Genomic DNA, 19,430 nt, shown 5'->3' with positions numbered 1-19,430 from the left:
CGCGGTGCGCGCGCCCCCCGCCTCAGCGCTCGATCACGACCAGGTTGTAGGGCCGCGCATCGACCGGCACCGCGCTGCCGCTGAAGGGCGTGAGGTTGCCGTTGGCGGGATCGATGTCGAGCATGTGCGTGTAGATCGCGTGGAAGTCGGCCGCGTACAGGTGGTCGCCTTCGGGGTTGGTGGTCAGGTACTCGTAGCGGCCCGCGTGCGCGAAGCCGGCGCGGGCCGTGAGCGCTCCCGTGGTGGTGTCGATGTCGAAGGCGCGGATGCCCTGGTTGGTCGCCACGTAGCCCACGGTGCCCGCGCCGTTGGTGGTGAACGACAGCCACTCCCAGTCGGAGCCGCTGCTGCCATAGCCGCCGGGCTGCAGGTCGGTGAGTTCGCCCGTGGTGGGGTCGATGCGCAAGGCGTGCAGCTTGGCCTGGTAGACCACCGGGTAGACGAAGTTGCCCGAGGGGTGCACGCCGATGCCGTAGGGCTGGCCGGCCAGCGGGTAGGGGCTGCCCGCCACCTCGGTGAGCGCGCCGGTGGTGGCGTCGATGCGGTAGGCCGAGAGGTTCTGCCCGTTCTGGTTGGTCACGTACAGGAAGCGGCTGTTGGGCGTGATCGCGATCTTGGTCGGGATGTTGCCGGCCGCGTAGGGGCTGCCCGGCAACGGCGTGAGGGCGCCGGTGGTCTGGTCGATGCGGAAGCCGCTCACGTTGCCGCCCTGGCTGTTGGCGGTGTAGGCGAAGCGGCCGTCGGGCGTGACCTGGATCGACGTGGGCTGGCTGCCCGACGCGAAGGGGCTGCCCGCCACCGGCGTGAGCGCGCCGGTGCTGGCGTTGACCGTGTAGGCCGAGACGTTGCTGCTGCCCAGGTTGGCGCTGTAGAAGAAGGCCTGGTTGGGGTGCAGCGTGAGCCAGCGGTTGTTGTCGCCCGCCGCGTACGGCGAGCCCGGCAGGGCGGTGCGCGCGCCGGTGAGGCGGTCCATGCTGTAGCCCAGGATGCGGTCGTTGTTGTAGTCGGTGACGTAGACGAAGGACAGCGCCGTGGTCGTGCAGGCTACGGCCACGTTGCCCACGTCGGCCGTGGCGTTGCTGCCGCTGCCGTTGCCCACCGTGCAGCCCACGCCCCGGCTGGCCGCGCCCTGCGTCACCGCGTACCCGGTCTGCGCGGCGATCGGCGTGGCGAACTGGAACGCGCCGTTGGCGGTGAGCGTGAGCGGGTCGGCGCCGTTGTTGTAGAGCGTGACCTGCTGGTTCGCGAGCAGGCCGCTGAGCGTGCCGCCGATGGTGTGCACCGTGGCGCTGCACTGCACGTTCACGTTGCCCACGTCGGCCGCGAGGCCGCTGCCCTGGGCGTTGGCCACGGTGCAGGTCTGGCCCGCGGGCTGCGTGCCCACGGTGACGGCGTAGCCGCCCTGGTCGGCCACGCGCGTGGCGAAGGCGTAGGGGCCGTTGGCCGCGACCACGGTGGCGTCGCTGCCGTTGTTGAGCAGCGTGACCGTGGCGCCCGCGGCCAGGCCGGCCACGCTGCCGCCCACGCCATGGCTGCTGGCCGCGCACAACACGTTCACGTTGCCCACGTTGGCGAGCACGCCGTCGCCGGTGGCGTTGCTCACGGTGCAGGTCTGGCCGGTGGGCTGGGTGTCCACCGACACCGCGTAGCCGCCATTGCGCGCCACGCGGGTGGCGAAGGCGTAGGCGCCGTTGGCCGAGACGGTGATCGGGTCGGCTCCGTTGTTGCGCAGCACCAGCGATCGCCCGCCCGCGAGACCGCTCACGCTGCCGCCCACGGTGTGGGTGGTGGCCGAGCAGTTCACGCGCACCTGGGCCACGTCGGTGTCGCGGCTGGCGCCGGTGGCGTTGCTCACGGTGCAGGTCTGGCCCGCGGGCTGCGCGGCCACGGTGACGGCGTAGCGCGCGTTCACCTCGGTGGGAAAGCTGAAGCCGCCGTCGGCCGACAGGGCCAGCGGCGCGCCGCCATTGAGCGAAAGCATGAGGCCCGCGCCCGTGAGGCCGCTGACGCGGCCGGCCACGCTGAACGTGGGCGCGGGCGGGGCGCTGTTGCCGGCGCTGCCGGCATCGGGTGTGGAGCCGCCCGAGCCGCAGGCCGCGAGCAGCAGGCTGCTGCCCAGGGCCAGGAACGAGAGGGCGTGGCGGAGCGGACGGAACAGGGGTGCGGCGGGAGCGCGCATGGGTGGGGTGGCAGTGGTGGATGGGAGCGAGCACTATCGTTTGCATAGCGCGCGATGCAAAACGCGAAAAGCATGAGAAACACGGCCCAATTGCGGCATCGCACCGCATCGCACGCGCCGCGGTGTCGCCTGCGGTTTTTTTTGGTCGGGCCTGTAACCTTTGCGCGCGCCCCAGCGACTGGCTCTACGTCCGGCCCGCGCCGCCCCTGGCACGCGGCCCGACGCCCCCAACGGCCGATCTTGGCCACCTTCAGGAGCCCGTCCCATGACCACCCCCGTCACCTCCACGATCGCGTCCGGCCTTGCCCTGGCGCTCGGCACCGCCCTGCTGATCGCGGCCGCGCCCGCGGCCCATGCCCAGGCCGCCGCCGACACCGAGAAGTGCTTCGGCGTCGCCCTCAAAGGCAAGAACGACTGCGCCGCCGGCCCCGGCACCACCTGCGCGGGCACCTCGCGCATGGACCACCAGGGCAATGCCTGGTCCAAGGTGGCCAAGGGCACCTGCACCAAGACCGTGTCCAAGACCTCGCCCACGGGCTTCGGTCAACTCGAGGCGTTCAAAGAGAAGAAGGCCTGAGGCCGCGCGCCCCGCACGCCGCGACACGCCCATGAACGCGCAGCCGCTGGCCGGCATCGGCCTGAAGGACGAGCACGTGCTGCCCTTGCTGCAGGGTGAGGCCGGCGCGGCGGCTGTGGGCTTCGTCGAGGTGCACGCCGAGAACCTCATGGTCGACGGCGGGCCGCGCCTGAGCCGGCTCGACCGCTTGCGCGAGCGGCTGCCGCTGTCGGTGCACGGCGTGGGCCTGTCCATCGGCGGCGCGCAGCCGCCCTGCGAACAGCACCTGGACCGGCTCGCGCGCGTGCTGCAGCGCCACGAGCCGCGCTGGTTCTCCGAGCACCTGGCCTGGTCGGGCCACGGCGGTCTCTGGTTCAACGACCTGCTGCCGCTGCCCTACGACCGGCCCACGCTGCACCGCGTCTGCGCGCACATCGACCGGGTGCAGACGCGCCTGCGGCGCCCGCTGCTGCTCGAGAACCCGAGCACCTACCTGGCCTATGCGCGTTCCACGATGGACGAGGCCGGTTTCCTGGCCGAGGTCGTGCGGCGCACCGGCTGCGGCGTGCTGCTCGACGTGAACAACGCCCACGTGAGCGCCGTCAACCAGGGGCAGGACGCGGCGGATTTCATCGAGCGGCTGGTCCGCGCCCTGCCCGCGGGCGCGGTGGGCGAGATCCATCTCGCGGGCCATGCGGTGGATGCCGATGCGCAGGGCGCGCCGCTGCTGATCGACAGCCACGGCGCGCCCGTGGCCGAAGCGGTCTGGTCGCTCTACCGGCAGGCCATCGCGCTGCTGGGCCCGGTGCCCACGCTGATTGAACGCGACCAGGACGTGCCCCCGCTGGCGCGCCTGAGCGCCGAGGCCGGTCGGGCCCAGGCGCTGATGGCGGCGCTGCCTGTGCCCGACGGGGTGACGCCGTGAGCGCGCTGCTGTCGGCCTTTGCCGCCGCGCTGCGCGCGCCCGGGGGGCCGCCGCCACCGGGCCTGTGCGCGTGGAACGGCTCCGACGTGCGGACCCGCTTCAACGTGCACCGCAACACCTTTGTGGCGGGCCTGGTGCAGGCGCTGGGCGACACGCTGCCCGTGTGCCGCCAGGCGCTGGGCGCCGAGGCCTTCGATGCCCTCGCCAAAGCCTATGTGAACGACGACCCGCCGCGCTCGCCGGTGCTGTCGCAATGGGGCCAGGGCTTCGATGCCTGGGTGCGCGCGCACCCGCACGCCCGCTCGGCCTGGCCCTGGCTGGCCGATCTCGCGCGGCTCGAGCGCGCCCGCGCGATCGCCTGGACCGCGGCCGATGCGCCTGCGTCGGATGCGCTTGAATTCGCAGCGCTGTGCGCGCAGCCCGAGCGGCTGGCGCGGACGCGCTTCACGTTGCACCCGTCGTGCCAGGTGCTGCGCTTCGGCTGGGCCGTGGTGGACCTGTGGGCCGCCCACCAGGGCGCCGGGCCGCCCGCGGACCTGGCCGTGCATGAGCAGGCCGACGCCGCGCTGGTGTTGCGCGACGACGCGCAGGACGGCGCGGTGCTGGTGCTGCGCCTGGACGCACCCGCGGCCGCCTTCGTCGAGCGGCTGGCCCAGGGACAGACATTGGGTGAGGCCGCGGTGGCCGCGCCGGCCGCGGGCGTCGACCTCGCGGCCTGCCTCGCCCTGTTGATCCGCCACCGCGCCATCGCGGGGCATGCACCGCCCGGAGACCTTCCATGAAGCCGACGCTGACCCATCGCCTGTTCGTGTTCACCGGGCGCTGGCAGGCGCGCGCCGAAGCGGCGCGCTGGCCTGGCGATCTGCTCGCGCTGCTGGCGCGGATCTCGATCGCCGCGACGTTCTGGCGTTCGGGCCAGACCAAGGTCGAGGGCTTTGCGGTCGACCTGGTGGACGGCGTGTTCGAGTGGGGCTGGCCGCACCTGGCGCCGCAGGCCGTCGGTCTGTTCCGCGACGAGTACGCGCTGCCGCTGCTGCCGCCCGAGGCGGCCGCGCTGATGGCCGCGTGGGCCGAGCACCTGCTGCCGGTCGCGCTGCTGCTCGGCTTGGCCACGCGCCTGTCGGCGCTCGGGCTGCTGGGCATGACGGCGGTGATCCAGCTGCTGGTCTACCCGGGGGCCTGGCCGATCCACGGGCTGTGGGCCGCGGTGCTGCTCATGCTGGTGCTGCGCGGGCCGGGGCGGTGCTCGGTCGACCACGTGCTGGCCCGGGCGGTGCGCGACCATGGCGTTTGAGACCTCGGCCCGCGTGGCCGCATTTGCCTGGCCGGCGCCGCCGCCCGACAATGCGCCGGCCCCCTGCCACGCCCGCCCCCGATTGAGTGCCGCCCCCGACGAATTCGAGAACGCGCTGCGCCCGCTGTGGCTGCGCGCCCAGGCCGGTGACGAAGCGGCCTACCGCGAAGCCCTGCAGCGCATGGCCACGCGGCTGCGCCAGCACCTGCGCCGGCGCATGGTGTCGCTGCCCGACGAACTCGAGGACCTGGTGCAGGAAACCCTGCTCGCGCTGCACCTGCAGCGCGGCTCCTACGATCCGCAGGTGCCCGTGACGGCCTGGATGCTCGCGATCGCGCGCCACAAGCTGATCGACCTCTGGCGCCGGCGCGGCCGGCAGGACGCCTTGCACGACCCGATCGACGATGTGGACGGTGCGCAGCTCGTGGCCGCCACGCACGACGAAGGCGCGCAGCGCGACCTGGGCCAGTTGCTGGCCGACCTGCCGGCGGCGCAGCGCGAGGCCATCGTGCTGACGAAGATCGAAGGCTTGTCGGTCGCCGAGGTGTCGGTGCGCACGGGCGCCAGCGAATCGGCGATCAAGGTGCAGGTGCACCGTGGCCTCAAGCGGCTGGCCGATCGGGTGCGCCGATCGTGAACGCGCCGACGACACCGGAAACCAACGCCCATGAAAACCGATGACCTGATTCTTCTGCTCGCGCAAGGCGCGGGCCCGGCGCCGCGGGCGCAGGCCTGGCGCCGCCTGTGGCCCGGCGCGGTGCTCGGTCTGCTGGCCAGCAGCGCGCTCGCGGCCTGGCTGCTGGGCCTGATCCCGGCCGGCCTGTACCGCGAGGTCGCCCCCTGGTTCAAGATCGTCTACGCGGGCGCCATGGGTGTGAGCACCGGCTGGCTGGTGATGCGCCTGAGCCGGCCCGTGCCCCGCTGGCGCGGGCCACTGCTGGCGGTGGCGGCCGTGCTCGCGGCGGCCGTGCTCGTGGGCCTCGCGGGCTGGCTCGCGAGCCCGGCGGCGAGCCGCCTGCCGGGCCTGCTGGGGCATTCGTGGACGCGCTGCTCGCTCAACGTGATGGCCTTGTCGCTGCCGGCCCTGGCCGCGGCCTTCTGGGCCCTGCGCGGGCTCGCGCCGACGCGACCGGTGCTGGCCGGCGCGGCCGCCGGCCTGTTCGCGGGCAGCCTCGGGGCGCTGGGCTATGCGCTGTCGTGCACCGAACTCGCGCTGCCCTTCGTCGCGCTCTGGTACACGCTGGGCATGCTGCTCAGCGGCGCGCTCGGGGCGCTGCTGGGGCCGCGGCTGCTGCGCTGGTGATCCCATGCACGCGGCCGCGCGGCCGCGCGCATGGGCCTCACGTCTCGCACACTTCGTTGGACTGCCGGCGCATGGACATGCCTCGCGAGGCCAGGCTCTGGTGCTGGCTGGCCAACTCGTCGGCGTGTTGTTCTTCCACCGCCAGGATCGATTCGAGCAAGCCCCGTGTGGTCGGGTCGTCGTTGCCCAGGCAGGCGATGAAGTGGCGGTAGGCGTCGATAGCAATGCGCTCTGCCACGAGGTTCTCGAGCACCATGTCGGGCAAGCGGGCGACGTGCACATACTCGGCGTGGCTTCGGTGCAGCAGGAATTCGGGCGAGAAGTCGGGCTCGCCGCCCAGCTGCACGATGCGCGAGGCCAGCAGGTCCGCGTGCCTGAGCTCTTCGTTCGAATGCGCGAGGAACTCGCGCGAGAGTTCGGCGGCCTGAATGCCCTGGGCCATGAAGTGATGGCGCCGATAACGAAGCATGCAGACCAGCTCGGTGGCCAGCGCATCGCTCAGCATCTCCAGCACGCGATTGCGATCGGCGCCGTAGCCCACGGTGACCGCACCGCTTTCGGGGTGGAGCCGAGCCTGCTTGCGTACAGCGACGATGTCCAACGGGGGGGGCAATGGGGTCATGGGCGTGCTTCCAAAAGGGCGACCGAGCGGTGTGGGGTGGGCCTGGTTCGCGGGCTCTTGCGGTGAATCGAAACCTGTTCAGATGTGCGCGATGCAGGTCCACCCTCGCAATGTGCGCGGTTCAGGCCGGCCGGTCTGTTGGCTGGCGAACATAGTCGCGCACCATCGTGCGCAGCAGGCGACGATCGGTCTCGTAGCAGCTGCATGCACACGCCAGCAGCCGCTCGCGGTCCAGCACGCGGACATCACCCCGGCGGTAGGTGATCACACCATCGCGCTGAAGCCCGTTGGCCGCCAGCGTGACACTCACGCGCCGCACGCCGAGCATCTGCGCCAGGAACTCGTGCGTCATGTGGAAATGCCCGCCTTGCACGCGATCCAGCGTCATCAGCATCCAACGCGCCACGCGGGACGCGGTCGAGTGGAAACGGTCGCAGGCCAACCACAGGGCCTGCTGGTGCAAGCGGACCAGCACGGTGCCATGCAACAAGCGCTGCAGGTCCGGGTGGGTGGCGCTGACCTCGCGAAGCGCCACCGCATCGATGCGCCACCCTTCGCCTGCGCCAATAACCTTGACGCGCCATGGCGCCCTCATGGTCCCCAGCACCAACTCCGCGCCGATCACCCCCTCGCGGCCGACCATGCCCACCTCCAGCGCCGGATGCCCGCTGGACTCAATCACCAGGGCGACGAATCCCGAGGCGAGAAAGATGGCGTGCTGCAAGGCGCGGCCGCGCTCGCCCTGCGGGGCCGAGGCAGACATCTCGACACGCTCACAGCGTTCCTGTAACCGAAAGCGCGTGCTCGGAAGCAAGCGCATGGCGATCTGGTTGTCGATGAGGGGCATGGTCAAATGCCCATGCGGTGGGGCAGCAAGCGGTCGTATTCGCGCTTGACCACCCCGTAACACTCGCACACGCGCTGCTCCAGGCCAGGGCGGTCAAGCACCTTGATATGCCCACGCGCGTAGCTGATGAAGCCGCCACGCTGCAGCTTGAGTGCGGCCTCGGTGACGCCCTCGCGCCGCACGCCGAGCATGTTGGCAATGAGCTCCTGCGTCATCACCAGGTCGTTCGTCTTCAGGCAGTCCAGGCTGAGCAGCAACCAGCGGCACAGCTGCTGATCGAGCGAGTGGTGGCGGTTGCACACGGCCGTTTGCGCCATCTGCGTGATCAGGGCCTGCGTGTACCGAAGCAGCAAGTGCATCACCGGCCCGGCGCGGCCGAAGGCCTCCTTGATGATCGGTGCCCGCAACCGGTACCCAGCGCCCGCGCTTTGCACCACCGCCCGGCTGGGCGTGGTCTCGCCGCCCATGAAGAGCGCCACGCCCACCACACCCTCACGGCCCACCACCGCGATCTCGGCCGAGGAACCGTCTTCCAGCACGTAGAGCAACGACACGATCGCAGAGGTGGGAAAGTAGACGTGGCTCATGGACACACCCGACTCGTAAAGCACCGCACCCAGCGGGAGGTCCACGGGCTCAAGGAACGGCGACAGGCGCTCCCACTCGGCAAACGGCAAGGCGGCCAGCAGGTCGCTGGCATATCGATCCACGGCACTTTCCATGTCGTGCTCCTGCGGTGTCCGGAATCTGGCAAATGCGCAGCTTACGCCCTTGTGCCGTCTCGGTATGTGCGGGATCGAACCGTCACGCCGATCGGGGCGGGTTCAGAAGGGGCCGCGGCCGCTGATCACGCGCAGCAGGACCATGACGATGGCAACCACCAGCAGGATGTGGATGAAGCCGCCCAGGGTGGTGGCCGTGACCAGACCCAGCACCCACAGCAGCAACAGAACGACGGCGACGGTGTAGAGCATTGCGGTTCCTTGATGGACGTCACACAGCCGGGCGGCGCTTTGCTCAGCGTGCGATGGCGCGACCGAGCAGGGTCACCAGACCCATGAGGGCGGCGCCGGCGGCAGCGGCCAAGAGCACGGACTTCACCGGTTCATGCCGCACGTACGAAGCGGCCGCCTCGCGAAGCTGCATCGACCGCTCGCGCAATTCGTGGGCGCTGCTGCGCACGCTCTTGGCCCCTTGAGCGGCCAGGTCGCCGGTGTCGTGCACCAGGCGCTGGATGGCCTGTCCGCCCTGAAGGCCGACATCCTTGACATCGCTGGCCAAGCGGGCAGCGCCGTTGGGCAATGACGGCTCGGGGGCGGCTTGTGCGAACTCGGTGACGGGCGGGAGCGTCGGATCGCGAGAGGGTTCAGAGGAGTAGGGCTTCATGGGGGGCTTTCATGGGGGGTGGAGGGACGAGGCCGCGTGCACCGCGTCCTGCGTTCGATCGGGTTGCCGGTGAGGGTGGGGCGTTGTCCAGCCCCGCAAGGGGCCTGTGCGGGGGTTACTTCAGGCGCATGTCGTTCTTGACGGCGCGCACGCCTTCGATGCCCTGCGCGAGCTTGACCGCGTGGCTGATGTCGGCCTGTGTGCCGACAAATCCGCTGAGCTGCACGGTGCCCTTGAACGTCTCGACGTTGATCTCTGCCGACTTCAGGCTCGCGTCGTTGAAGATCGCTGTCTTGACTTTGGCGGTGATGGCGGTGTCGTCCAGGTATTGGCCGGTGCTGGAGCTCGTCGGGGTGGAGCCGCAGGCCGTCAGTCCGCCAAATGCGATGGCCAGCAGCAGCAGGGCCGAGAAACGGTGATGGGTTTTCATGGGGGCCTTTCGGTGATGTCGACGCCGGAATCGGCGGAGCACGAAAGCATTCTGCGAAGGCTGCACGTGCCCGTCTGTACGACAGCGCACACAGCCCGTCTCAGCGGTGCTGCGCCGAGCGTGGCGTCTGGCCATAGAAGCGGTTGATGCCCTGCGCCCAGGTGGCATCGGCCATGTCGGGCCAATGGTCCTTGTCGAAGCCGGGCGCATTGCCGAGCTTGTCCTTCTCGACATCGAGCACGAAGCATTTGTTGCTGGTGTCCAGCTTGAGCGCGCTCCAGGGAACGGCGAAAAGCTTGTTGCCCACGCCCATGAAGCCGCCGAACGAGAGCACGGCATAGGCCACGCTGCCGTTGTGCATGTCCAGCATGATTTCCTTGATGTCGCCCAGGTCTTCCCCGCGGCGGTTGCGCACCTCATTGCCGTTGAGCGTGTTGGCGCCCATGAGCTGTGGCCCGGGGCCGTCTTCCTTCTGCGCGTTGTACATGCCGTATGTATCCTGGTCCTGGTAGTTCATGGCGGGTTCCTGTGTCCGTGTTGAGGGAAGGCGCAGCGTGGCCGATGCCAAGGCGCCGGTCTGTGCCCCAGCGCACACAGCCACCGGATCGGTGGGGGCGGGCCTGTTCTTTTGGGCCTGTTCTTTTGTCTGCCAGCGCACCGACTGCGATCGCCGCAGTGCCTACAAGGGCATGGCTGCAACCGCAGCGCCGCACCCCTCATCCCCACAAGACATTCCATGAACCCCCGTCATTCGCTGTCACACACCCGCACCCCACCACCGGCCCAGGCGCGCGTCCCGATCGCACGCCTGGCGTGAGCACCACGGGCGTCTCCCGCGACAACAGTGACCGGTCGTACAAGCTCTTCGGCGGCCACCAGTTCAACCGCAACCTGGCCCTGGAAGGGGGCTACTTCAACCTCGGCGAGACCGACTTCAGCGCGAACACCGCGCCTGCAGGCACCCTGGCCGGCCACGGGCGCGACATGGACACGGCGACGATCAGCGTCGTGTTCCCGTTCGGCCGCTACGCGCCGATGCGGGCGGCTGCCGCAGCACCGGCGGCCCCGATGCCGCTGGTGGTGGCCCAAGCCCCGGCACCGGCTCCGGCCCCCGCGCCGGTGCTGGCGCCGCCCGAACCGGCACCGACCCCACCCCCCGCGCCACAGCGCACGCGCTTCGCCGCCGAGACGCTGTTCGGCTTCGGCGCTGCGGCCCTGCGCCCCGAAGGCAAGACCGCGCTCGACGACTTCGGCCGTGAACTCAAAGGCACGGCCTATGAATCGGTCCGGGTGATCGGACACACCGACCGCATGGGCTCGAACGACCACAACCAGGCGCTGTCGAGCCGGCGTGCGGAGCGCGTCAAGTCCTACCTGGTCGACGGGCTCGGCCTCGACCCGGCCCGCGTGGGGGCCCGCGGCATGGGCGAGCGTCAGCCCGTGACGGCGTCCGGCGCCTGCCCGGACGCACTGGCGCGGGCGCAGCGCATCGCCTGTCTGCAGCCCGACCGCCGCGTGGAGGTGGACGTCACCGGCACCCGTTGACACCCCGCGCGCGGCACGGGCGCACCGCACCGCCGTTCAGTCGAGCCGGATGCTGAACCGCGATTCGATCCCATCGGGGAGGTCGCGCCAGCGCAGCCGCGCGCCGATGCCCATGGCCGGGCCATCGGTGGTGGTGGCATCGCCCCGGTGCAGCAGAAAGTGCAGGCGGCGTTGCCCGCGCCGCAGCGTGAGCCGCGCCCGCGGCCACGCGCCGGGCAGGCAGGGCTCGAACCAGAGTTCGTCACCGGCGATTTGCAGTCCGAAGATCGACTCGATGGCTGCGCGGTGCATCCACCCGGCCGCCCCGGTGTACCAACTCCATCCACCGCGGCCCCGCCAAGGCGCTTCGCTGTAGACGTCTGCCGCCATCGCGTAGGGCTCCAGGCCGTACAGCGGCCCCCACACCGGATGGGCTGCGCGGTGCGCCGGGCTGAGTTCGCAGAAGTCCGCATAGACGCGATCGCGCGCCGTCTGGCCATGCAGGTCGGGGCCGCCCGGCGGCGTGGTCGGGTCGATGGGGCCTTCGCCTTCATGCACCAGCCGGGCGGACGCCATCAGCGCCCACACCGCGGCGTGCGCGTACTGGCCACCGTTTTCGCGCACACCGGGCGGGTAGGCCTGGATGTAGCCGGCCGATGGCGCCGCGTGCCGCAGTGGCGGCGTGAGCAGGCGCATCAAGCCGGCCGGCGCATCGTGCAATTGGGCCCGCGCGGCCGCCATCGCCAGGCGCTGGCGCTCGGGCGGCGCCTGGCCCGACAGCACCGCCCAGGCCTGCGCAATGAGATCGATGCGCGCCTCGGGCATGCCCTGCGCGCCCAGCGGGCTGCCGTCGTCGAAGAAGGCGCGCCGGTACCAGGCGCCATCCCAGGCCGGGCCCTGCAGCGCCTCGGCCCAGCCGGCGCGGGCCAGCGCCCAGCGCTGTGCGCGTTCGTTGTCGCCGTGTTTGCGCGCCAGCGCGATCCAGGGCTCGGTGATGGCACACAGGAACCAGGCCAGCCACACCGATTCGCCACGCCCGCCGTGGCCGACGCGGTTCATGCCGTCGTTCCAGTCGCCCGTCCCCATGAGCGGCAGACCGTGCATGCCGGTGCGCAGGCTGTGGTCGATGGCTCGGGCGGCGTGCTCGTACACGCTGGCCTGCTGCGCGCTCACGCGCGGCGTGTCGTAGGCGTCTTCCGCCTCCAGGGGCAGCTCGGGCGCCACCAGGAACGGCACTGGCTCATCGAGCACGCTGCTGTCGCCCGTGGTGCGCAGGTGGTGCGCGCAGGCCCAGGGCAGCCAGAGCCGGTCATCCGAGAAGTGCGTGCGAACACCCGCCCCACCGGGTTCGTGCCACCAGTGCTGCACGTCGCCGGCTTCGAACTGGTGCGCTGCACAGCGCAAGATCTGCTCGCGCAGCAAGGCTGGCTCGGCCCACGCCAGGGCCATGGTGTCCTGCAACTGGTCACGAAAGCCGGTGGCGCCCCCGGCCTGGTAGAAGCCGGCCTTGGCCCACAGGCGCGAGGACACGGTCTGGTAGAGCAGCCAGCGGTTGACGAGTGCGTCGAACAAGGGGTCGGGGGTGTGCACTTCGCTGGCGCCGAGCAGCACGTCCCAGCGCTCGCGCACCGCCTGTTCACGCCGCAGCGGGTCAACGGCGCGCGCCTCGCCCAGCAAGGCCAGGGCCGCATCCATGTGCTCGGCATGGCCGATCAGATAGGTCTGCTGCAGCGTGGCGCCGGGGCGCACCGTGAGAAGCCGCGCGTGCGCGGCGCACGGGTCGACACTGCCGTGCGCTCGACCCAGGTGGCGCGGCAGCGCGATGCGGCCGGCACTGTCGAAGAAGGCGCGGCGGTCGCAGGTCCAGTCGAGGCCGTCGTCATGCGTGGAACCTTCGTGCTGGCCGTGAGGCACCTCGGCCAGGAAAGCGCTGGGCCCGCCCTGTGCATGCGCTTGCGTGTTGTCCACCCGTTGTTGTGTGCAGAACAACCCCAGCAGTGGTGTGCCCGGCCCCTCGCCGTGGTGGGCACCCGTGTGCAGCGTGGCGCGGTCGGCACGCCGCTCGCCCAGCAGCCACTCCACCATCACCAGCAAGCGCAGGTGGCGTTTGCGCGGCCCCTGGTTGGTGACGGTGACGCGCACCTGCTTGATGGCGCTGTCGCGGTCCACGCAGCAGTGCATCGTCACCCGCAGCCCGTCGGCGGCGTGCTCCATGGTGGTCAGGCCCTGGGTGTGGGTCACGCGGTACGGGGCCTTCCCGTGACCCCAGGCCGAGGGCGTCAGGCTCCACGCCGCCCGGCTCTGGCGGTCCTGCAGCCAGAACCATTCCGATGGCGTGTCGGCCACCGGGTCGTTGGCCCACACCGTCAACTGGTGCAGCCGGCTGTTGCGTGCCCAGGTGTTGCCGCCCCCGCTTTCGGACACCAGCGTGCCGAACCCCGGGTTGGCCAGCACGTTGACCCACGGGCGCGGCGTGTGTGCCGCGTTGTCGAGCTCGATGCGGTAGCGACGGCCATCCGCATCGAAGCCGCCCGCTGCCTGGCGGGGTGCGCGCGCCAGCCACCGCACGGCCAAAGGCGTCGGCTCGCCGTTCCCGTCGCGCCAGCCCGGGGTCGCCTCGGGTTCGTGTGCGAGGCACCAGTCGCGCACCTGGTGCAGCAGCGGCTGACCATCGGCCAGCAGCACCACCCGTGCCAATGCGCGCAGCGTGGCCCGCTGCGCGGGCAAGAGTTCGTCGGCCCGCCAGACATGCAGGCCCGTGCCCTGCGCCCCGACGTGTTGCGCCGGGGCCTGCAGGTGCTGCTCGCGCAGGCGCAAGAGTTCGCGCTGCAAGGGCATGTCATAGGAGTGGGCCTCCAGGCTGATCACCACCAGATCGCAGCCCACACCGGCACGGGCCCACGTGCCCAGCATGCCGGCCAGCAGGCGCAACAGGCCCAGGCCCTGGCGCGTGGCCGCATCCACCAGCACGATCGGCCGTTCGCCAGACAGCCCCAGCGGCCACAAGGCGCGGCGATCGATCACATGGGCCTGACCCGGCGGGGCCCGCGTCGGCGCCAGCGTGAGCACCAGCGCGGTGGTGAGCGCCTGCATCGCCGGCAGGTAGTCCGCATGGGGCCGGTGCGGAGGGCTTGCGATGGCCGCGAGCGTGGCCGACATCACCGAGGAGCGCGCCACGTAGCCCGGCTCGCGGTACTTGTCGATCAGCGCGGCGAGCGTGCTGGCTGCGTCGCTGGCGGCGGTGGCAAACACCACGCAGGCGTGGCCGCCCGGTGGCAGGCGCAGCGTGAGCCCGAGCGCGGCCACCGGGTCGAGCCCGGTGTCGAGCGCGCAGGCATCAGCGGGTGCCGGACGCAGGTGCGCCAGGGGGTGGCTGGCGGGGTGCAGGCGTCCGCGCCAGTGCAGGCGGTCGCTCTGGCAGCGCAATTGCAGCAGCTCGCCCTGAACGCTGGCCACGAAGTGCGCCGCCAGTGCGCCGGGCTCGGCGTCGCGCCGCGGTGTGCGCTCGAAACGCACCGCCTGTTGCGCGGGCAACCAGTCGGCGCGCACGAACAGGTTGGAGAATGCCGGATGGGCCTCGTCGGCGGCGGGATCGGCCAGCGCGATCTCCAGTGCCGAGATCAGCTCGACCTCCTGCGCCTGCCCGCCCGGATTGGAGAGCACCACCTTGCGCAGCTCGACGTCGTCTTCCGGGCTGACCCACACCGTGGTGTGCGCGTGCAGGCCCGGCCATTCGGCGCTGAAGCCCACGCGGTCGGCGTGGAACTCGCAGGTGTAGCGCGCGGCATCGTCAGGCGCGGGATGGCTGGTGAGCGAGACCGGCACGGCATCGGCGCTGGCGCGCAGGTAGAGGAAGCTGCCGTGTTCGTCGCGCAGGGCGTCATCGCGCCAGCGTGAAATGCCGATCGTGCTCCAGCGGCTCCAGCCGGCGCCGTTGGGGCGCAGGGCCACGGTGTAGCGGCCGTTGCCCAGCAGGTGCGTGGGCGGTATGGCCCGACCCCCCGGGGTGATGGGGCGGCTGTGCTCGGCGCTGCGCAGGCTGCGCGGCGAGGTCGCAGCGCGCGCCGGCCCGCCCGCGTGCATTTCCCGCGGTGCCTGTTCGTGAAGAAGCGCCGACAAAGCCTGCAGCCTTGGCTCGGCCATGCCCCAGCGCTGCACCGCACCGTCGAGCAGGACGTTGGCCAGCGCGGCCAGGCTCATGCCCTGGTGGTGGGCCATGAACGTGCTCACCAGGGTGAAGGCACTGCCGTGCACCTGGCGCGCGGGCGTGTGGTCCACCGCCTCGATGAATCCGAATCGTCCGCGGGCGCCGAGTGCGGCCAGCGCGCGCAGGTTGCGGCAGGCCGAGGCGGCGTCGACCTGCGCCGCCAGCACACTGGCGTAGGGTGCCACCACGCATTCGTTGGCGGGTGTGCGGCGCAAGGCCAGGTGCGGCACCCCCTGCGGCGCGTACTGGTAGGCCAGCGTCGTGTCGCGCCCGGCGTGCGCGCATTCCGACATGCCCCAGGCCAGACCCAGGCCGCGCGCGAAGGCGCGCTGCTCGCGCACCGCCGAGGCAAAGGCCTCGTGCAAGGCGCTGCCCCTTGGCGGCTCGTTCACCAGCAACGGCATGAGGTACTCGAACATCGAGCCCGACCACGAGCTCAGCACCGCATGCCGGCCCGACGCGAACCAGGGGCGGCCCAGCGCAGCCCAGTGCCGCAGCGGCACATCGCCCCGGGCAATGGCCAGCAGGCTGGTGGTGCGCGCCTCGGAGGCCAGCAAGTCGTACAGCGAGGGGTCCAGCGCACCGTCGTCGACGCGATAGCCGATGTGCAGCAGGCGCCGCCGCGGATGGTGGAGGAAGCCGAAGGCGGGGGCCCAGGCCAGCCGCTGGCATTCGCCAGCCAGCTCGCGCAGGCGATCGCGCCAGCCCGCCGGTGATGCAGCGGGCGGCGCGATGCCGGTGGCGGGATCGACCGGACCGTCCGCCACGTCCCTGGCCGGATCGTCGGCACGCTCCAGGCAGGCCCGTGCCACCGCGAGCAGGTGCGCGCTCAGGTTGCCGCTGTCCACGGTGGACACGTAGCGTGGCAGCAGCGGCTGCAGTGTCTCGGTGTCGTACCAGTTCAGGAAGTGGCCGCGGTGGCGCTCCATGCGGTGCAGGGTGGTCAGCGTCGCCTGCATGCGGTCGATCAGTTCCTGGGTGCCGATCCAGCCGAAGGCGCGGGCGCAGCACACGCTCAACAGGTACAGGCCGATGTTGGTGGGCGAAGTGCGGTGCGCCACCGTCTCGACCGGATCCGTCTGCAGGTTGTCGGGCGGCAGGTGGTGGTTGCGCGCATCCACGCTGTGCTCGAACAGCGCCCAGGTGTCGCGCGCCACGCCGAGCAGGAAAGCCCGGTCGTCGGCCTTCAAGGCCGGGCGCAGCGGCCAGGGCCGGTGCGCCAGCCACGACAGCAGCGGCGCGGCGACCCAGAGCCCCGCCAGGGCCAGTGCCAACAGGCCGGACCCGGGTGCGATTCCCACCACACCGGCTGCCATCAACAGCGCCAGGGCCAGTGGCATGCGCTGGCGTCTCAGCGTGCCGCGCATCCCGCTGTGCAGGCCCGACTGGTGGGCGGCGCTGGTGGACCACTCGAGAAGGTGCCGCCGGCTCGCCGTGAGCCGGTACACGGTGCGCAACGCGGCGTCGGCCGCGCTGAGCGCCTGCGCCGGCAACTGCGACAGCGCCCACAGGCCGGCCAGCGCCGTGCGCCACAGGTCCGCTGTCGCCAGCGTCACGAAGCGGATGTTGAAGCGATCCAGCCGATGGGGAACCCAGGCCGACAGCGCGGCCATGGCGGGGCCGGCGCTGTGTGCCGCCAGCACCAGCGCCAGCGCAACGGGCAGGCTCAGACCCTGACCGGTCATCGCGAGCAGCAGCAGCGCGAGCGAGGCCGGTGCCACCAGCGTTCGACGCAGGTTGTCGGCGAGTTTCCAGCGGCTGATGCCCGCCATCGGCCAGGCGCGTGGCGCCAGCAGCATGGGCAGCAGTTGCCAGTCGCCGCGCATCCAGCGGTGCAGGCGCGCGGACGCGGCATCGGCGTGTTCGGGTTCGGGCTCGAGCAGCACGATGTCGCTCACCACCGCGCAACGCACCAGCGCCCCCTCGAGCAGATCGTGGCTGAGCACCGCCTCGCCGGGCAGGCGATCGCCCAGCACCGCATGCACCGTGGCCACGTGCAGCAAGCCCTTGCCGGTGAAGCTGCCTTCGCCCCACACGTCCTGGTAGAGGTCCGACGCCATGGCGCTGTAGGGGTCGAGCCCCTGCCGTGCCTGGCCAAGCCATTGCCAGAAGCTGTTGTGCCGGGCGCTGGGCAGCGGTGCCACGAGACGTGGCTGGATGATCCCGTAGCCTCGGCATACCCGGCGCCGATCGGCGTCGAGCTGCGGCCGGTTGGCGGGGTGCTCCGCCACGCCCACGAGCGCGCGCAGGCGCCCGGGGGGCAGCCAGGTGTCGCTGTCGAGCGTGAGCAGGTAGCGCGTGTGCGGCGCCGTTCGCGAGAGATCACCCAGTGGCAGGAATGGCCCCGGTCCGCCGGTGGCCAGCCTGGCCACGAGCGCCTGCAACTTGCCGCGCTTGCGCTCGTGGCCCAGCCAGCAGCGCTGCGTGTCGCTCCAGCAGCGGTCCCGATGCAGCAGCAGGAAGCGCGGCACATCGCCTTCGATGGCCGGGTGTTCACGGTTGAGCGCGGCCACGCGGTCCTGCGCGTGTTGAAGCAGTTCCCGGTCGCCAGGCGCGCTTGCGGTGGCGGCATCGTTCCAGTCACTCAGCAGCGCGAACTGCGCGCAGGCTTCCGGATTCGCCAGGTAGTGCAGGCGCAGGCGATGCGCGAGGCCGTCGATGGTTGCGACATCGCTGAGCATGGCGGGGATGGCCACCAGCACACGCGCCTGCGCGGGGATGCCGTCGGGCAGGCCAAGGCGCGGCACATGCGCCGGCTTGACCGATTCGCTCACCAGCCGGCTCAACACGACCGACACGACCTCGGAAGCGGGCAAGCCAAGCAGCACGGCGTTCCATCCGATCAGCGCCACCGCGTCCACCGCCGCCCAGCGGTGCAGCAGCCAGCTGGTCAGCGCCAGCGTGCCCGCAGCCAGCGCAACCAGGTACACCTGCGTTGCCGACGGCCGTGGCAGGCGGCGCCAACGCGCGCGCAAGCCCGCCGGCAGGCCGAGCGACTTGCGCAGTTCGATCTGTCCGTCGCCATGCAACCAGTGCACGGCCAGGTGCCGGGGGTCATCGGCATCGCCGGGGGCGCGCTCCATGGCGAGCAACAGCACTCGCGCCACCACAGACTCGGGTTCGCCACTGGCGACGGCCAGCCGCTCGATGCCGTGCAGGGTGGTGTTGCGCGTGGCCTCGTCTTCGGCGGCAAACACCGGCGCGGTCATCAACAACGCCATCACGCGGCTGCTGCGGGCCACCAGATCGGACCAGTCGGCTGCGCCGATGAGGCGCAGGGCAGACACCGCGTTGCCAACGCTCAGCAGGTCTGCCGCCTGCTCGGCGTGCACTTGATCCAGCAGCGTCGGCAGATCGGGCAAGGCCAGCACCAACCATTCCCGCACGCGCTCGGGCTCCGCGGCGAGCGGCTGGCCCGCCAGGCGCTGCAGCAGGTGCATCTGGAACACGCGGCCCACGCCGCGCGAAGCCATGCGTGCAGCCAGTTGCTGCACCACGGGCAAGGTCAGCCCCTGCAGGCGCTGGGCGCAGTGCGAGGCCATTTCACGCGCGGCCAGGTGGCCGACCATGCGATCGCTCAGGCGCCGCAGGTTCTCCAGCATCACGATGCGCAGTGTGGTGGGCAAGGCCCAGAGTTCGCCTTGGCCGAGTTCGCGCACATCCTGATAGGCCTGCAGGAACGTCAGCAGCAGGCCCTCGTCGAAGGCGCTGTCGGTGTGGCCCACGAACGACCAGGCAAGGCTGTAGATGCGGGGCAACCCGGCCAGCGGCGCGTCGCACAGCAACGGCAAAGACCGGTAAAAGTGCGCGGGAAGGCCCTCGCGGATGACCTCCATCTGGGCCTCGATGAGGTGGAAGTTGTCCAGCATCCACTCGGCCACCGGCCCCTGGTCCTGGCCGTCGCGGGTCTGGGCGCTCAGGTAGGCGTGCGCCGCGCGCAGCGCGCGCACGTTGTTGTGCAGTCTGGGATGAAAACTGCCCCTGGCGGCGCCAGAGGATTGAAGGCGGTGCACCTGCCCCAGGCTTGCCGCGTGCTGGCGCAGCCGTTCGGCGCCGAAGATCTCCATGCGCAAGGGCGCCAGCGGCGGCCCGGGGTCGATCTCCAGCACACGCAACAGCCCGGCAGGCATCCAGGGTTGACGCCAGCGCGCCATGGG

The 19,430-nt window shown here is 71.3% G+C and carries 16 protein-coding genes; 7 read left to right on the top strand and 9 right to left on the bottom strand.

What is annotated here, in order from left to right:
- Window positions 1–22: 22 nt before the first annotated feature.
- On the bottom strand, window positions 23–2,179 hold the full coding sequence (locus WDZ95_RS03935; RefSeq protein WP_425776355.1) for a lactonase family protein: 2,157 nt from the start codon (window positions 2,177–2,179) through the stop codon (window positions 23–25).
- Between the two features lie 265 nt (window positions 2,180–2,444).
- Here WDZ95_RS03935 and WDZ95_RS03930 point away from each other — a divergent pair, with 265 nt between their 5' ends.
- The 6 genes from WDZ95_RS03930 (at window position 2,445) to WDZ95_RS03905 (ending at window position 6,257) form a co-directional block, all read left to right on the top strand.
- Window positions 2,445–2,756, top strand: coding sequence for a DUF2282 domain-containing protein (locus tag WDZ95_RS03930; RefSeq protein ID WP_425776354.1), 312 nt, complete (start codon window positions 2,445–2,447; stop codon window positions 2,754–2,756).
- Between the two features lie 31 nt (window positions 2,757–2,787).
- Window positions 2,788–3,660 carry a DUF692 domain-containing protein gene (locus WDZ95_RS03925; protein WP_425776352.1) on the top strand — a complete coding sequence of 291 codons (873 nt, stop codon included), beginning with the start codon at window positions 2,788–2,790 and terminating at the stop codon, window positions 3,658–3,660.
- Complete coding sequence (locus WDZ95_RS03920) at window positions 3,657–4,442, top strand: putative DNA-binding domain-containing protein (protein WP_425776350.1); 786 nt, start codon at window positions 3,657–3,659, stop codon at window positions 4,440–4,442. The genes WDZ95_RS03925 and WDZ95_RS03920 overlap by 4 nt, the downstream gene beginning before the upstream one ends.
- On the top strand, window positions 4,439–4,954 hold the full coding sequence (locus WDZ95_RS03915; RefSeq protein WP_425776348.1) for a DoxX family protein: 516 nt from the start codon (window positions 4,439–4,441) through the stop codon (window positions 4,952–4,954). The genes WDZ95_RS03920 and WDZ95_RS03915 overlap by 4 nt, the downstream gene beginning before the upstream one ends.
- Before the next feature lie 82 nt (window positions 4,955–5,036).
- Window positions 5,037–5,591: a sigma-70 family RNA polymerase sigma factor gene (locus WDZ95_RS03910; protein WP_425776347.1), complete on the top strand. Its 555-nt coding sequence runs from the start codon at window positions 5,037–5,039 to the stop codon at window positions 5,589–5,591.
- Window positions 5,592–5,621: 30 nt separating this feature from the next.
- Window positions 5,622–6,257, top strand: coding sequence for an NrsF family protein (locus WDZ95_RS03905; protein WP_425776345.1), 636 nt, complete (start codon window positions 5,622–5,624; stop codon window positions 6,255–6,257).
- A 37-nt stretch (window positions 6,258–6,294) separates the two neighbouring features.
- On the opposite strand, the gene WDZ95_RS03900 is transcribed toward WDZ95_RS03905, so the two are convergent.
- From WDZ95_RS03900 to WDZ95_RS03870, 7 genes are all read right to left on the bottom strand, one after another.
- Entirely contained in the window at window positions 6,295–6,879 is a 585-nt protein-coding gene (locus WDZ95_RS03900) for a ferritin-like domain-containing protein (RefSeq protein WP_425776343.1), read from the bottom strand.
- 121 nt (window positions 6,880–7,000) lie between these two features.
- Entirely contained in the window at window positions 7,001–7,726 is a 726-nt protein-coding gene (locus WDZ95_RS03895; protein WP_425776342.1) for a Crp/Fnr family transcriptional regulator, read from the bottom strand.
- A gap of 2 nt (window positions 7,727–7,728) precedes the next feature.
- Window positions 7,729–8,448, bottom strand: coding sequence for a Crp/Fnr family transcriptional regulator (locus tag WDZ95_RS03890; RefSeq protein WP_425776340.1), 720 nt, complete (start codon window positions 8,446–8,448; stop codon window positions 7,729–7,731).
- A gap of 102 nt (window positions 8,449–8,550) precedes the next feature.
- On the bottom strand, window positions 8,551–8,700 hold the full coding sequence (locus WDZ95_RS03885) for a lmo0937 family membrane protein (RefSeq protein ID WP_425776338.1): 150 nt from the start codon (window positions 8,698–8,700) through the stop codon (window positions 8,551–8,553).
- Between the two features lie 43 nt (window positions 8,701–8,743).
- On the bottom strand, window positions 8,744–9,112 hold the full coding sequence (locus tag WDZ95_RS03880; protein ID WP_425776336.1) for a hypothetical protein: 369 nt from the start codon (window positions 9,110–9,112) through the stop codon (window positions 8,744–8,746).
- 115 nt (window positions 9,113–9,227) lie between these two features.
- Window positions 9,228–9,542, bottom strand: a complete 315-nt coding sequence (locus WDZ95_RS03875; protein ID WP_425776335.1) for a BON domain-containing protein — start codon at window positions 9,540–9,542, stop codon at window positions 9,228–9,230.
- A 100-nt stretch (window positions 9,543–9,642) separates the two neighbouring features.
- Window positions 9,643–10,059, bottom strand: a complete 417-nt coding sequence (locus tag WDZ95_RS03870; protein ID WP_425776333.1) for a PRC-barrel domain-containing protein — start codon at window positions 10,057–10,059, stop codon at window positions 9,643–9,645.
- Window positions 10,060–10,355: 296 nt separating this feature from the next.
- On the opposite strand from WDZ95_RS03870, the gene WDZ95_RS03865 reads away from it, so the two are divergent.
- The gene (locus WDZ95_RS03865) at window positions 10,356–11,087 is read left to right on the top strand and encodes an OmpA family protein (RefSeq protein WP_425776331.1); all 732 of its coding nucleotides are present in this window, start codon (window positions 10,356–10,358) and stop codon (window positions 11,085–11,087) included.
- A 36-nt stretch (window positions 11,088–11,123) separates the two neighbouring features.
- On the opposite strand, the gene WDZ95_RS03860 is transcribed toward WDZ95_RS03865, so the two are convergent.
- Entirely contained in the window at window positions 11,124–19,427 is an 8,304-nt protein-coding gene (locus WDZ95_RS03860) for a GH36-type glycosyl hydrolase domain-containing protein (protein WP_425776329.1), read from the bottom strand.
- Window positions 19,428–19,430: the final 3 nt, after the last annotated feature.

This window comes from Hydrogenophaga sp. T2, from assembly GCF_049843535.1.
In the GTDB taxonomy this organism is placed as follows: Bacteria; Pseudomonadota; Gammaproteobacteria; order Burkholderiales; family Burkholderiaceae_C; genus Hydrogenophaga; species Hydrogenophaga crocea.
The sequence above is the reverse complement of the archived record's forward strand: the minus strand, read 5'-3'. Positions and strand labels throughout refer to the sequence as shown.

Excerpts from the sequence above, each read along its gene's own strand:
- WDZ95_RS03935 (WP_425776355.1), bottom strand. The coding sequence starts at position 2,179 with ATGCGCGCTCCCGCCGCACCCCTGTTCCGTCCGCTCCGCCACGCCCTC.
- WDZ95_RS03930 (WP_425776354.1), top strand. The coding sequence starts at position 2,445 with ATGACCACCCCCGTCACCTCCACGATCGCGTCCGGCCTTGCCCTGGCG.
- WDZ95_RS03925 (WP_425776352.1), top strand. The coding sequence starts at position 2,788 with ATGAACGCGCAGCCGCTGGCCGGCATCGGCCTGAAGGACGAGCACGTG.
- WDZ95_RS03915 (WP_425776348.1), top strand. The coding sequence starts at position 4,439 with ATGAAGCCGACGCTGACCCATCGCCTGTTCGTGTTCACCGGGCGCTGG.
- WDZ95_RS03905 (WP_425776345.1), top strand. The coding sequence starts at position 5,622 with ATGAAAACCGATGACCTGATTCTTCTGCTCGCGCAAGGCGCGGGCCCG.
- WDZ95_RS03900 (WP_425776343.1), bottom strand. The coding sequence starts at position 6,879 with ATGACCCCATTGCCCCCCCCGTTGGACATCGTCGCTGTACGCAAGCAG.
- WDZ95_RS03895 (WP_425776342.1), bottom strand. The coding sequence starts at position 7,726 with ATGCCCCTCATCGACAACCAGATCGCCATGCGCTTGCTTCCGAGCACG.
- WDZ95_RS03890 (WP_425776340.1), bottom strand. The coding sequence starts at position 8,448 with ATGGAAAGTGCCGTGGATCGATATGCCAGCGACCTGCTGGCCGCCTTG.
- WDZ95_RS03885 (WP_425776338.1), bottom strand. The coding sequence starts at position 8,700 with ATGCTCTACACCGTCGCCGTCGTTCTGTTGCTGCTGTGGGTGCTGGGT.
- WDZ95_RS03880 (WP_425776336.1), bottom strand. The coding sequence starts at position 9,112 with ATGAAGCCCTACTCCTCTGAACCCTCTCGCGATCCGACGCTCCCGCCC.
- WDZ95_RS03875 (WP_425776335.1), bottom strand. The coding sequence starts at position 9,542 with ATGAAAACCCATCACCGTTTCTCGGCCCTGCTGCTGCTGGCCATCGCA.
- WDZ95_RS03870 (WP_425776333.1), bottom strand. The coding sequence starts at position 10,059 with ATGAACTACCAGGACCAGGATACATACGGCATGTACAACGCGCAGAAG.
- WDZ95_RS03860 (WP_425776329.1), bottom strand. The coding sequence starts at position 19,427 with ATGGCGCGCTGGCGTCAACCCTGGATGCCTGCCGGGCTGTTGCGTGTG.